This is a genomic window from Roseivirga sp. UBA1976, from assembly GCF_002336325.1.
Taxonomy (GTDB): domain Bacteria; phylum Bacteroidota; class Bacteroidia; order Cytophagales; family Cyclobacteriaceae; genus Roseivirga; species Roseivirga thermotolerans.
Genome location: NZ_DDDQ01000045.1, coordinates 1 through 13,687, shown reverse-complemented (window position 1 = coordinate 13,687; position 13,687 = coordinate 1). Strand labels below are relative to the sequence as shown.

Genomic DNA, 13,687 nt, shown 5'->3' with positions numbered 1-13,687 from the left:
TACACCATAGTGAGCCAAATGGCCCGCGATTTAAATTGTGAGGTAACAGACCTTATTAAAGATGCATCGCTTAGGCAGAAGGTAGACCTAAAAAAGTATGTATCTGATACCGTGGGGCTGCCTACTTTAAAAGACATTATGGCTGAGCTCGCCAAACCGGGCCGGGACCCGAGAGAGCAGTTCGAGGTATTCAGTTTTGCCGATGGCGTAAACCATATCGAAGACCTAAAGGTAGGGATGAGAATTCCCGGAATAGTGACCAACGTAACCAACTTTGGAGCCTTTGTAGATGTTGGTGTCCATCAGGATGGTCTGGTGCATATCAGCCAATTGGCCGACCAATATGTGAGCAATCCGGCCGATGTGGTAGCTGTACAGCAAAAAGTAATGGTTACTGTAACTGAGGTAGATGTAGCCAGAAAACGAATATCCCTCTCGATGAAAGGCGATGGCGCGGCAAAAGGCGGTGGGGCAAAGAAAAGATCATCGGGGAGGAAGCAGAACGTTCCGGAAACAGATATGGCTGCTAAATTGGCCGCATTGAAAGGCAAGTTTGGAAAGTAGTGCCCGGGGCTAACCCCATTTACCTAGTCTTGGCTTACAAGCCTAAACGGCTTGTAGCACCTGAAACCATTGGTTGGAATAAAGCAGGCAAGGGTTTATATTAAACCTTTTAAGCTCGGTTTTATACATTCCTGAAAATCCAATGAAAGAAGTTAGCACGGCATGCTGTCAATCTTGCGGGCAACCGCTGATGGGTAAATATTGCCATGTGTGCGGAGAAAAAGTTCTTGTACAGAGCGACAAGGCCTTAGGGGTTTGGGTAAAGGATTTGCTTTCGAATGTTTGGCAGTTAGAAGGAAGGCTTATTAGGTCAATGAAGCTACTGTTGTTTAAACCCGGTAAATATGCCAGCGACTACGCCAGAGGGGCTCGGGTGAAGTATATCAAGCCACTTAATATTTTCCTGATAGTCAACCTAATATATAAATAGCATATTTCTATTTATTTTTTAGGGTTACTTACTTGAGTCGCAAAACGTATATTTCTGAACCTTGCCTCCATTTGAGTCTTCACAGATGGTTGTTAAAAGGCGCTGTGAGAACACAGCTTATGGCTAGTATACTGGAATCTAACCAATACGATCTAAATGAGTAACCCTATTATTTTTCTAAAATTTTCTGATATAAACATTACAGAGGAGTCAAATAACTCGTATGTCGAAAATGGACGGCTATCACGTTTTCAAATCCTAAATGAAATTGCAGTCATTTTAGATGTGAAAAAATAAAGAATTAGTAGTTTTAACTAAAGTATAGGATGGCAGACGTACACGAACCGGAAATAAGAAGCTATAACATGAGCCAGATCAAAGGCAAGGACACCAAACCGGAAATACTGGTTCGGAAGTTCCTGCATGCTCATGGTTTCCGGTATCGGCTGCACGACAAAAAACTGCCAGGTAAACCCGATATCGTTCTGCCGAAATACAATACCATTGTTATGGTGCACGGTTGCTTCTGGCATGGACATGATGGATGCAAATACTATGTAGTTCCGAAAACCCGTACACAATGGTGGTTAGATAAAATCAATACCAACAGGCATAAGGATGAAGAGAATGAAGGGAAACTGAAGGTTCTTGGATGGGATGTACTCACGGTATTTGAGTGCGAACTCAAACCAGAAAAACGTGATGATACACTGATTAACTTAATAAAGAAAATACGTAATGGCCATACCCGTAATTGACATATTCGCGGGTCCGGGTGGCCTTGGAGAAGGTTTTTCTTCTGTTATCAAATGGAATAAGAGGGTTTTTGATGTCAGACTTTCCATTGAAATGGATGCAAACGCGCATAAAACTCTTGAATTAAGGAGCTTTTTCAGGAAATTCCCGGTTAAGAAAGCGCCATCCGAATACTATGACATGATCATGGAGGCTGATCCAGATAAGCGGGAACAGCTGAGAGAACAGCTATTTGAGAAATATAAGGATCAGGCTCAGGAAGCAAAGGAAGAAGCCTGGTGCGCTGAGCTCGGGCATAAGGATTTCCCTCCTGAACTGATTGATTCCCGAATAGAGAAGGCATTGAATGGTGCAACCAACTGGGTACTTATCGGAGGACCTCCCTGCCAGGCATATTCACTCGTTGGACGCTCACGCAGACAATGGGGGGATCAGCTTGATAATGAAGACAAGAGGGTGCATCTGTATAAAGAATACCTGAGAATTATTGCAGAACACCATCCCGCAGTTTTCGTTATGGAAAATGTCAAAGGCCTTCTTTCTTCCGTACTGGATGGTGAGAAAATGTTTGACCTGATAAAAAGAGACCTGCGGGATCCCTCATCTGTATTTACCGAAAAGAAATCCCCAGGGTACAAAATTTTCTCACTTACTACAGAGGCGACTGAATATGACAATGGTCACCCCGTGTACAACAACGATACCGATTACCTGATTCGCTCTGAAGAATACGGTGTTCCACAGAAAAGACACCGCGTAATATTGCTCGGAATCCGGGAGGACATTTCCGTTATTCCTGGAATCCTGAACAAGTCCGAAAAACCTGTGACACTTACCGAAATTATCGGTGATCTGCCAAAAATCCGCAGCGGGATTAACCGGTCATTTGAGCGTAGCGAGATTGTAAAAGGAAAGAAAAAGCGCATCTACCGCAACGAGCATGACTCAGATAAGAACTGGTTGAAACTCATTAATTCCTTCCGGAAAGAGATTATTTCATGGAATGGTTTTGCCAAAGACTATTCTTCGGCAGGAATTACAACTCCGGGTAATGGAATCGGATCGGAATTTGTTCCCTGTAAAACCCCATCTAAAGAGAATCCGCTATTTACCTGGTATCATGATCCGGAAATGAAAGGTGCCGCAAATCACGAATCACGTTCACACCTGGTTGAGGACCTGAAACGCTATATGTTCTCAAGCATGTTTACGAAAACATACAAGCGGTTTCCGAGATTACACGAATTTGAAAAGCATAGTGTTGAATTACTTCCCGATCATGAGAATGCCAAATCAGGAAAGTTTGCAGACCGTTTCAGGGTACAGGTTCCGGATCAGCCGGCCACAACTGTAACGAGCCATATTTCCAAGGATGGACATTACTTCATTCACTACGATCCGGATCAGTGCCGGAGCCTGACGGTACGAGAGGCTGCCAGAATACAGACATTCCCTGACAACTACTTATTCTGTGGTTCCCGTACTGCGCAATACCACCAGGTTGGTAATGCCGTTCCTCCTTATTTAGCTGTGCAAATTGCCCAGGTTGTTTTAAATGTTTTAGACAAATGGAAATAAATCATAAGCTCACTCTATATGTAGCCTATTACCTAGCAAGATTTGACAAAATTGCTCTCAAAAATCTTGGTTATAAAAATTGGGAATCTTCTTTTTTGGATATCAGTAACAAATTAGATGTAAAGAAACATTCCGTCCGAAATTGGCGTGATGAATTCGATCCCTTATTTGGTTATCGTGCAGGCTGGTATCAAAGACCAATGAGTCCAAGTCGAACTAATGTTGCTTTAGCACTTGAAAATTTGGATGAGCCAGAATTAAGAGTAATTGTTGAAGATATTCTTTCTGGGAAAATTCAAAGTGACACGGAAAATCTAAATCACTTGTTGTCCATAGCAGATGAAAACTCCGATAAGGACAGAACTTCTTCATTTATATTAAGAGGCCCAACTGGAAAAAGGGCGGAACAACTTTTTATTGAATATCATAGAATTAATAATGTGCCTATTGCAGGTGAGTTAATTGATACAAGAGATTTAGGATGTGGGTATGATTTTGAAATCAAATCTGAATCAAATCAACATTTTATTGAAGTTAAAGGACTGGCTAGTAATATAGGCGGACTTCTCTTTACGAATAAGGAATGGGAAACTGCCAAAAAAGAAGGAGCAAAATATACAGTTTGTCTTGTGTCTAACATCAATGATTCTCCTGAAATTTCTTTCATCAATGACCCATTTTCAAAATTAAATTCAAGAAAAAATATAATTCAAACTGTCCAAGTGCAGTGGAGTGTATCTAATAACGAATTACAATACATTAATGACTGATCACCTCCATAACATACCATCCGAAGAAACTCCACCCAAAGCCGGAGCCATGATCAATACATTCAGGGCATTCGGGTACAATCTGCAGACTGCCATTGCCGATATAATCGACAACAGCATTTCTGCCCGGGCAAATAATGTCTGGATACAGTACGAGTGGGACGGTGAAAAGTCATGGGTGACAATTACAGATGACGGTGATGGAATGGATCGTGACGGCCTTATAGAAGCCATGACACCGGGCAGCAAAGACCCGAAAGATGATCGTGAGGAACATGACCTGGGCAGGTTCGGACTTGGATTAAAAACCTCATCCTTTTCGCAATGTAAAGCACTAACGGTACTGACCAGGAAAGAAAAACACAGCATCATTAAAAGGCATTGGGACCTGGATTTCGTAAATGAGACCGGGAAATGGAATCTCCTGGATTATTTATCTGATAACAAATTTCAGGAGCCATTGGAAAAACTTAATCATGGCACTATAGTCTTGTGGGAAAAACTGGACAGATTGGTAGGGAATGCCAATGTTCATAATGAAGCTGCACGGAATGTCTTCCTGGAAGAATTTGAAAAGGTGGAGGATCACCTCAGCCTTGTTTTTCACCGCTACATGGAAAGGAAGAAACTGACCATCTGGATGAATGGGAACAAACTGGAACCATGGGACCCCTTTATGAAAGAATCAGAGGGGGGTCAGTTGATAGCACATGAGAACCTTGATAATAACCAGGTAATCGTCAAATGTTATGTACTGCCGCACATTTCCAAACTGAATCCGGAAGAGCGTAAAAAAGCAAAAACGGATGAATGGTACCGTCTGCAGGGATTCTACATTTACCGCAACAGCCGTCTGCTTCTTTACGGGGACTGGCTTGGATTATTTCCAAAAAATGAACATTTCAAGAACGCAAGAATCCTTGTTGATATCCCGAATCGATTAGACCACGATTGGAAAATCGACATTAAAAAAGCTACGGCTACTCCTTCCATTGCTATCCGCAAAGATCTGGTTCGTCTCGGGAAAATGACACGGAAAGCAGCTGGTTCCGTTCACCGGTTCAGAGGTAATCAGATCATGCTGGATGATTCGATTAAGAGCTTTGATTTTCAACCGGTATGGAAAGCAAAAAAGGGACGGGATGAGATCCGGCATTATTATGTCAATGAAGGCCATCCGGTTATCAAAAGCCTGCTTGAAAAGGAATCCATATCCCCTTCTGAGTTCAGGTCAGCGCTTAAACTGATTGGTCAAACCACACCAGTGGAGGCGATTATCCAATACCATAGTGAGGAACCGGAAAGCCACGAACTCAGAGATAATAATACTGAACCTGATTCCGGTACAATAGCACTGGCCAGAATGATGTATAGCTCACTTAAATCAAGTGGAATGGATCGTAAACTGGCCATAAAGCAGATTTTCAACATAGAACCTTTCAATCAGTACACACAACTAATTGAATATTTTGAATAATGAAAGAATTAGAAAGCGCCCGTAATGTCTGTCACATTTTATTGGGTGATATAAAAAGAATCCGTGATATCGTACCTGAAGATATTAAGGAAGTTGCTGAAAATCCTTTAATAAAGCAGCAGTACCCTAATGTTGATTTGAATGACCTGATTGAACAATTGGAATATGACTTTGAGGTCTTTCAAGGGCAAGCAACTCACTTGGTCAATAAGAATGTAAAACCTTGGTTACACGACATTCCGGGTAATTATCCATGGCAGCTTTGGGAGAGATATAAAGGTTGGTTGAAGGCAAAAGATGGTTCCTTTCCAATAGATAGCCTGGATGACCTGACAAAAAAAATTCTCGATAAATGTATTAATCCGAAAACTCCAGGTAGCTGGGATCGCAGGGGAATGGTGGTCGGTAATGTCCAGTCAGGTAAAACAGCCAATTACACCGGCCTGATCAACAAGGCTACTGATGCAGGTTATAAACTCATAATTGTCATTGCCGGAGTACACAACACACTCCGTTCACAGACCCAGGTGAGAATAGATGAAGGCTATATTGGCCGGAACAGTGCAGATTTTATCCTGCGGAAGAAAAACAACAAGATAGGAGTTGGAGAATATAAGGTTGACACGGAAATTTACTCCTACACCTCATCTGATGATAAAGGTGATTTTAACAGAGGTATAGCCACTCGTTTGAATGTACCCATTGGTGGTAACAGCCCCACGGTTCTGGTAATAAAGAAGAACAAGAGTGTTCTGGAAAACCTTATACTTTGGTTAAACCAATTTGCTGTTGACGACTCTGCCGGGAACAGAAAAATACACAACGTTCCGGTGCTGGTTATTGATGATGAAGCGGACAATGCATCTGTCAATTCAGGTACTGAAATAGATGTAAGGACGATAAACCGCCTCATCCGGACATTGTTGAACCTGTTCAATCAGAATACCTTCATTGGATATACCGCGACACCTTATGCAAATCTGTTCATCCCTTCAACATGGAGTGAAGAACTCGAAACAATGGTAAAGGACGTGAAGTTAAAAGTGGGAGAAGATCTTTTCCCCAGGGATTTTATCGTCAATATTCCACCACCATCCAATTACATAGGTGCTGCTCAGGTTTTCGGGTTTGAGAATGAAAAAACCGGAGAAGCATTTGAAGGGTTGGACATTATTCGCCCGGCCGAAGACCAGGAGCCCTGGTTCCCGCGAACAATCAATCGGGAAAACAGGGATATCCTTCCGGATGATGTTCCCGGATCGCTTAAAGAAGCAATCCAGGCCTTTATTCTCACTTGTGCCGTGAGACGTTTAAGAGGCCAGGACAAAAAACATAATTCCATGTTAATTCACGTTGCCCTCAGGGTAGCCTGGATCGACCGTATTGCCTGGCTGGTGAATGAAGTCCTGAGAGATTACAACAGGCAGATTAAATCCGGCCAGGGAAGCCTTCTTACCGAACTCGAAGATATCTATAAAAACGATTTCATTCCGACAACAGAAGAAGTCCTTGAAAACCTGTCCTATACCGACCCGAAAATCAAAACATTTTCCTGGGATGAGGTAAAAGCCGAATTAATCAATGCAGTAACCAAAATAGAAGTCCGTGCTGTGCATGGAACCAAGAATACAAGGAATCTGGAATATCACAACATTGAAGAAATCAATTACAAAAAGTATGAGGATGCGGGAACAAGCCTCTCAGTAATTGCTGTCGGGGGTAATAAGCTTGCCCGTGGAATTACCCTTGAAGGCTTGTCGGTCAGTTATTATCTCCGAACAACACGCATGTACGATTCTCTGATGCAGATGGGTAGATGGTTCGGGTACCGACCCGGTTATGTTGATCTCTGTAGGTTATATACTACTGAACAACTGGTAAACTGGTACCGGCATGTTACCATGGCCACGGAGGAAATGCGGGCAGATTTTGATGAAATGGCAGCTAAGAACCTTCGCCCCGAAGATTTTCAGTTAAAGGTACGGACACATCCGGGTATGCTGCTTATTACATCCGTAACCAGAATGAGGGATCATGAGCGCATTCAGGTAGGATTCTCGGGTAAACTGATTCAGACCTATGCATTTGAGAAATCTCCCTCAGTGGTCGAATCCAATTATCAGGTTTTCAAGAATCTCCTGAATCGTCTATCCGGACCCGAAGAGCAGAAATCGAACCGCGGAGTAAACGCACTACTTTGGAATAAGGTAAACGCAAATATTGTGTCTGATTTTATCGCATCCTATCGTTCCGGGTACATACGAGGTGATATTTTAAGAGCGTACATAGAAAAGCAAAATCAAAATGGCAAGCTGACGGAATGGTCTGTTGCGGTTATTCTGAATACGGGTAAAACAATTACTACCAAAGGTGATCTGAGCGGTAAACCTGTCAAATCACACACGTTTACCTGGAGTGATGGAAATATTACAGGTGGATTGCCTGCTCGTAATCTTGAAAATGGTCTTACTGAACTCAGTGTTAAGGGGAACAAAAATGCCATACTGGATAAGCGAGCGAGAATGATCGATCTCGAATTCAAATCTGAACCTACCGAACAGGACATAAAGGACAAGCGAAACAGTGAAGGGAAACCACTTCTGGTAATTATGCCATTGGATCCAAGGGTATCTCCTGACCTTGATGAAAACATTCCACTTGTAGGTTTTGGTTTGATCTTCCCGGAATTTGATGGTGAGGAGACCTATGAATATGCGGCACGTCCACAGCAGACCGAATTTGAAGAAATTCTGCAGGAAGATGATGATACGGAGGAAGATGACTGATATAAAACAAATATGGACTGATCAGGAATCTACATCCGGAAAGAACGTGGTGAAAAAGAGGATTGATTCCATTCCGCGGCTGAATTGTTTTATCGGGCTGATCGGTGCAACAGGAGCAAGAATGTTTCAACTGGAACTCGATTCTGCAGCACCTGTACATAAGAACTTTCTGAGAAAATTCCGGGGTGTGGAAATACAGGCAATCCCTTTTAGCCAATCACAAACCGAATACACGATAATTCTCCTTGAAAAAGAGCTGACGGACATTTTCACAATGTTCATAGAAGACATCATTGAAAAACTCAATACAGTTTCAGAATCCCAACAGGCGCTCACATTAATCAACCAAAGGGTAAACTATTGGAAAAAGCTCTTTTCAAGAGTAACAGGAGAATTATTATCTGCTGAAAAACAAAGAGGATTATTCGGAGAACTGTTCTTTTTAAGGCTACTTCTGCAAAACACCTCCAACCTTATAGAAGCTATGCGCTCATGGAGCGGTGCTGAGAGCGCGAATCAGGACTTTGCAAGAAACCAAAATGCAGTTGAGATTAAGACATCCAAAGCAAACAACTCGTCCGTACACATATCCAATGAACAGCAGCTTGATTTTACTGCATGGGATCACCTTTTTCTTGGTCTCATTTCAGTTACAGAAACGACCGGTAATCAGAATTCACTTTCAGGTATTATAGAAGAAATAAAAGATTTGGTAAACCATGATACGGAACTGATCCGGGAATTTGAAACCAGACTTGAACGTGTCGGGATAAGTAGTGATATGATCGAAAATTATGATGAGATCAGTTATTCCGTTAACAGCCGGAGGTTCTTTCAGGTTCGGGACGGATTCCCGGTGATCTTGAAAGGGAATCTGCATAATGAAGCAATCTACAATGTTAAGTATCAGATTGCCATTTCATCCTGTAACTCGTTTGAAGTTTCAGAGGAAGATGTATTAAAAACAATTATATGAGCCAGATAAGTGGAGCGATTCATACAGACTTTGAACTGGAACAATATCTTTTGGAGCTCTACCATGAAGTGAACTCACTGGTATATGCAGATGAGGACGGTACCTCTAAGGAAAATAAGTTTACCGAATACGTAATGGAATTACTGGCAGAGGCAGGAGAAACAGAAAGCATCAGATTATGCCCGTATGTAAAGGAAAACAAGCTTGAGAATATCCAGTACAAAATCAATGGATACGGCATTGAAGAAGGATATGAAACACTTCACATTTTTATTACCCACTTTCAGGACACAAATCAGCTTTACCGGGTCAGCAAACCCGATTTTGATAAGCTGGTAAAATGGCCTGCCGGTTTCCTGAATGCAGCGTTCAAAGGACACCTGGAAGACATTGAGCCTTCCACGGAAGCGTATGGACTTGCCAGGCTGATAAAGGATAACTATAAGGAAATTGACCGGGTCAATGTTTTTATCCTCTCCAATGGTAACATTCCACATGACCCGCCAAAGAATTTCAGCCTTAAAGGACTGGATGATACGACCTTTATTTATCATGTGTGGGATGCAGAACGTTTGCACAGGCTCTCTCAATCCAGGTACAACCGGGAACCGATTGAGATCGATTTCAGGGAAACCCTGGGAGAAGTTATCCCATGCCTGGCAATGCCTTCCGAAAATGACCTGTACGAATGCTACCTGGCAATTGTGCCTGGCAGCATTCTGTCCACTCTGTACAGGAACTACGGAACCCGGCTACTGGAAAGCAATGTAAGGGCATTCCTGCAACAGACAGGAAAAATCAACAGGGGTATTAGGGATACAATCAGGGAAGAACCATATATGTTTCTTCCATACAACAATGGACTGGCTACCACTGCACAAGAAGTCAAAATGGAAAAACTAGAGGACGGCCAACTGGTAATTACAGGAGTGAAGGACTTTCAGATCGTAAACGGAGGTCAGACTACAGCTTCCTTATTTCATACCGAGAAAAAGTTCAAGGCTGATTTATCGCAAGTCTTCGTTCAGATGAAACTTACCGTAATAAAAGATGAGGACAAGAAGAACGAAACGGTTCCCTTCATTTCCAGGTATGCCAATAGCCAGAACAAAGTTTCTGAACTCGATCTTACGTCAAATAACCCCTTCCTGCAGAGGCTGGAGGAATTGTCTAGAACAACTTATGCCATTGACCCTGAAGATTCGAACAAACAGACCATCTGGTTCCTGGAAAGAGTTAAGGGACAATACAAAGAAGCGCTTAATAAGGAACCGACTAAAGGAAAACAGGACGCTTTTAAGTTGAAATTTCCGAGAAGTCAGGTTATCATCAAATCTGAGATTGCCAAGTACATGAATATATGGCATCAGCAGCCTTTCCATGTTGCAAAAGGTGCACAGAAGAATTATAATCAGTTTCTGAAAGATGTTGAGAAGGACTTCAAAAAGAAAAAACCGGGTCGAGTTTACTGGCAGGATATTGTAGCAAATGCAATATTGTTCCAGGCAACAGATAAATTATTCGGTCGGAAAAATCAGGATCCGATTGGTGATACCAACATTAAATCACACACAGTTGCTTATACATTGTCTTATCTGCACTTCCTGACCGGAAACCGTCTGAACCTGGAAATGATCTGGGACACCCAGGTGATCCCGGAAGATCTCCAGGTAGAACTGAAGAAAGGGCTAAAATATGTGTATGACTTTCTGAATAGTCTGGATGTTGCACTTATAAGTGAAGCCGCGAAAGCAGAAAAAACCTGGAAGGCATTGACCGGACGAACCGGCCACCCAATGAACATGGAAGTGATCAGGAAATACCTGATCACGGATGCAGAATTTAAGACGCGCTATGATTCTGACAGCACAGATACCGAAGAAGTACAGAAATACAATAATCTACAAAAGATTACTTCTCTTGGTATCCGGTTCTGGGATGGTTTGTACTCGTACAATCTCAATTCAGAGATACTTTCCAAATACCAGGAAACCAACGTTTCCATGATCCGGAAAACATTGAAAGAATCAGGAACCATGACAGACAGACTAATTCAGAAAGGGGCCGAGATCGTTGATCTGATTACGGAAAAAGATATTGACATTGAAAAGATCAAAGCTTTAAGCAAGCTAGATGATAAAGAGTTGATCGACCCTTCGGTATTGTATAACCGGTTAAGTCGGTTAACAGATGATGACTGGAAACGAATTCTCGATCTGGGTGAGCAGACCAACACGCTAAGTTTTAATGAAATCAGCGTTTTGAAAACGGTCATTCAAAAACTGAAACGTCAGGAAAATATTGACCTGAAACGTCTTCAGGCAACACAAACGGCCATTGACAAATTGAAGAAGTTTGGTGTAAAAGTTTGAATGAAGAAACCTGTTGTCAATAGCTTTGATCACTTCAGGGCTTTATCTGGCCTTTGAATTAAGGCCATGGAGAGGCGCCAAGACTTACCTTTTTCTGACTAAAGTTTTAATCATTATGGTGTCTTTTTATCCGGTAGTTACCCTGTATCGTCTTTTACTGTTTGGGGCTACCGTTATAGCTCTATAGGCTACAAAGTACTCTTACCATTCTCATACCATTCAGTGCCGGGCAGGGGCATGGCATAGACAATTTTGTTTTTATAAACCCAGGCATGCAAGGGAGCAGAGGCTTTACCATAAAACTTCCACTCATTGCCTTTGTAGTTAGGTTTGCCCAGAAGGGCATTTGCGTCAATCTCCATGTCGGCAGCGTCTTTGTAGTTTACTATTATTTCATAAAGAGGCTCATTTGAACTTTTACCAAAATAGAGAACTACTGCGCTGATCTTAGAGTCTTGAAGCTCCAGCCCGTAAACCCAACGGAAACTCTCTTCTTTTAAAAGCACGAGTTTCGGATTAGCCGATAGAACATCGGTTCGCGATTTCTCAAACTCAAAATGCCTTACCTCTTTAGGCAATAACTTTTTGAGTTTAGGTGTGCCTTCGAACGAATAGTAATAGAGTGCACAAAAAATAATTACCTGGCTTGCCAGTACTATGTGTGTGAATTGTTTAACAGTCTGATTAAACATAATTCACAGGTTTTGAGGTAGTTAAATCTAACCAAAAAAAATAATAAGTAGAATACACCTTATTGACGGAGCCGCTAGAGTGCTACCCTAAGGCAGAGGACAACAAGGACCAAAGCAACATTCCAAAGCCTCGCGGCTTGCTTATTCTATACTGTGATTAGTTCGATTGTGGTGTTGAAAGAAAGAGAGAATGTCTCTAAAAAAAATGTGATTGTCTCTTAAAGTACTGAATTAGAGACAATCACATTCGTATTATTCTATAATCGGTATTTTGACCAAACTATTGGTCGAAATCTGTTATTTTCTGATTCCGGGAACTCCCGTAGGAGCAAAATCCTGCCACCAAAGTTTTGGAAGTGGCTTGTTTAGAGGATAAACCTGGTTAAGCGTGTCATCTTCGTAGAGGCGCCCATTAATCATCACATAACCAATGTCTTTGGAGTTTGTGATATCATCCAACGGATTGCTGTTTAGAATCACAAGATCGGCCAGCTTGCCTACCTCAATACTACCCAAATCATTGTCCAAGCCTATGGCTTCAGCCCCAAGTATAGTTGCTGCTCTCAAAGCGTCTAACTCAGGCATGCCTCCAGACTGAACAGACCATAATTCCCAATGATAGCCCAAGCCCTGTAGCTGACCGTGAGAACCTATGCCCACGCGTCCGCCTTCCTGCACAATGGCATTGGCCACAGCCGATTGCTCCTCAAAAACATGCTCCTCTTCCATAAACCAACCTGCGTTCCTTCTTCTCGATCGGCTATCCAGGTTGTGATGTGGCATAAAGCGGTTTAGCTTGGGGTCGTCATGCGGTCTCTCCAGAGCATAGAAGTAGTTTTCTGCCCAGGGGCCACCATAAGCAACCAATAAGGTAGGGGTATAGGCCGATTTGGTAAAGGCCACTAAACCAACTACATCCTTGTACAACGGAAATACGGGCAGCGAATGCTCCTGTCCCGGATACCCGTCTATCATCTGGGTAAGATTATTCCTAAAATTAAGTCCACCTTCCGTGGTAGGCATTATATTTTGTTCTCTGGCAGCCTGAATAATCCACTGACGTTGTTGTCGGTTACCGGTGCCATACATTTTGATGGTTTTAGTGTCGTAATAGGCACTGTAGCGTTTCATTACCTTTCTGGCATGCTCAAGACTGCTAACATTCTCGCTGCTGAAAATTCCCGGGCCCGTTGAATAGATTCTAGGCCCAATGAGCTTACCCGCAACCACTAGATCGCCATAAGTGAGAACATCGGTGGTGGCCGTTTGAGGGTCTCTGGTGGTGG

At 42.4% G+C, this 13,687-nt stretch carries 11 protein-coding genes; 9 read left to right on the top strand and 2 right to left on the bottom strand.

Translation table 11 applies throughout. The features are described from left to right. From B3763_RS05020 to B3763_RS04980, 9 genes are all read left to right on the top strand, one after another. Positions 1-564 (top strand): S1 RNA-binding domain-containing protein (locus B3763_RS05020; RefSeq protein WP_286744328.1); only part of this gene is annotated, 564 nt, incomplete at its 5' end. A 142-nt stretch (positions 565-706) separates the two neighbouring features. After that, positions 707-994, top strand: coding sequence for a DUF3667 domain-containing protein (locus tag B3763_RS05015; protein WP_286744325.1), 288 nt, complete (start codon positions 707-709; stop codon positions 992-994). A 326-nt stretch (positions 995-1,320) separates the two neighbouring features. Beyond that, positions 1,321-1,752 carry a very short patch repair endonuclease gene (locus tag B3763_RS05010; RefSeq protein WP_286744322.1) on the top strand — a complete coding sequence of 144 codons (432 nt, stop codon included), beginning with the start codon at positions 1,321-1,323 and terminating at the stop codon, positions 1,750-1,752. After that, on the top strand, positions 1,733-3,328 hold the full coding sequence (locus B3763_RS05005; RefSeq protein ID WP_286744320.1) for a DNA cytosine methyltransferase: 1,596 nt from the start codon (positions 1,733-1,735) through the stop codon (positions 3,326-3,328). Before B3763_RS05010 ends, B3763_RS05005 begins: the two co-directional genes overlap by 20 nt. Then, positions 3,319-4,098: a DUF3883 domain-containing protein gene (locus B3763_RS05000; protein WP_286744318.1), complete on the top strand. Its 780-nt coding sequence runs from the start codon at positions 3,319-3,321 to the stop codon at positions 4,096-4,098. The genes B3763_RS05005 and B3763_RS05000 overlap by 10 nt, the downstream gene beginning before the upstream one ends. A gap of 49 nt (positions 4,099-4,147) precedes the next feature. Continuing rightward, positions 4,148-5,575 carry an ATP-binding protein gene (locus B3763_RS04995; protein WP_286744316.1) on the top strand — a complete coding sequence of 476 codons (1,428 nt, stop codon included), beginning with the start codon at positions 4,148-4,150 and terminating at the stop codon, positions 5,573-5,575. Beyond that, positions 5,575-8,361, top strand: a complete 2,787-nt coding sequence (locus B3763_RS04990; protein ID WP_286744314.1) for a Z1 domain-containing protein — start codon at positions 5,575-5,577, stop codon at positions 8,359-8,361. Before B3763_RS04995 ends, B3763_RS04990 begins: the two co-directional genes overlap by 1 nt. Continuing rightward, the gene (locus tag B3763_RS04985) at positions 8,354-9,337 is read left to right on the top strand and encodes a PD-(D/E)XK motif protein (protein ID WP_286744311.1); all 984 of its coding nucleotides are present in this window, start codon (positions 8,354-8,356) and stop codon (positions 9,335-9,337) included. The genes B3763_RS04990 and B3763_RS04985 overlap by 8 nt, the downstream gene beginning before the upstream one ends. Next, the gene (locus B3763_RS04980) at positions 9,334-11,709 is read left to right on the top strand and encodes an AIPR family protein (RefSeq protein ID WP_286744307.1); all 2,376 of its coding nucleotides are present in this window, start codon (positions 9,334-9,336) and stop codon (positions 11,707-11,709) included. Before B3763_RS04985 ends, B3763_RS04980 begins: the two co-directional genes overlap by 4 nt. Before the next feature lie 188 nt (positions 11,710-11,897). On the opposite strand, the gene B3763_RS04975 is transcribed toward B3763_RS04980, so the two are convergent. Beyond that, positions 11,898-12,401 carry a hypothetical protein gene (locus B3763_RS04975; protein WP_286744305.1) on the bottom strand — a complete coding sequence of 168 codons (504 nt, stop codon included), beginning with the start codon at positions 12,399-12,401 and terminating at the stop codon, positions 11,898-11,900. A 297-nt stretch (positions 12,402-12,698) separates the two neighbouring features. Further along, positions 12,699-13,687: amidohydrolase family protein (locus B3763_RS04970; protein ID WP_286744303.1), on the bottom strand; the 989-nt coding region annotated here is incomplete at its 5' end.

Excerpts from the sequence above, each read along its gene's own strand:
- B3763_RS05000 (WP_286744318.1), top strand. The coding sequence starts at position 3,319 with ATGGAAATAAATCATAAGCTCACTCTATATGTAGCCTATTACCTAGCA.
- B3763_RS04975 (WP_286744305.1), bottom strand. The coding sequence starts at position 12,401 with ATGTTTAATCAGACTGTTAAACAATTCACACACATAGTACTGGCAAGC.
- B3763_RS04995 (WP_286744316.1), top strand. The coding sequence starts at position 4,148 with ATGATCAATACATTCAGGGCATTCGGGTACAATCTGCAGACTGCCATT.
- B3763_RS05005 (WP_286744320.1), top strand. The coding sequence starts at position 1,733 with ATGGCCATACCCGTAATTGACATATTCGCGGGTCCGGGTGGCCTTGGA.
- B3763_RS04985 (WP_286744311.1), top strand. The coding sequence starts at position 8,354 with ATGACTGATATAAAACAAATATGGACTGATCAGGAATCTACATCCGGA.
- B3763_RS04990 (WP_286744314.1), top strand. The coding sequence starts at position 5,575 with ATGAAAGAATTAGAAAGCGCCCGTAATGTCTGTCACATTTTATTGGGT.
- B3763_RS04980 (WP_286744307.1), top strand. The coding sequence starts at position 9,334 with ATGAGCCAGATAAGTGGAGCGATTCATACAGACTTTGAACTGGAACAA.
- B3763_RS05015 (WP_286744325.1), top strand. The coding sequence starts at position 707 with ATGAAAGAAGTTAGCACGGCATGCTGTCAATCTTGCGGGCAACCGCTG.
- B3763_RS05010 (WP_286744322.1), top strand. The coding sequence starts at position 1,321 with ATGGCAGACGTACACGAACCGGAAATAAGAAGCTATAACATGAGCCAG.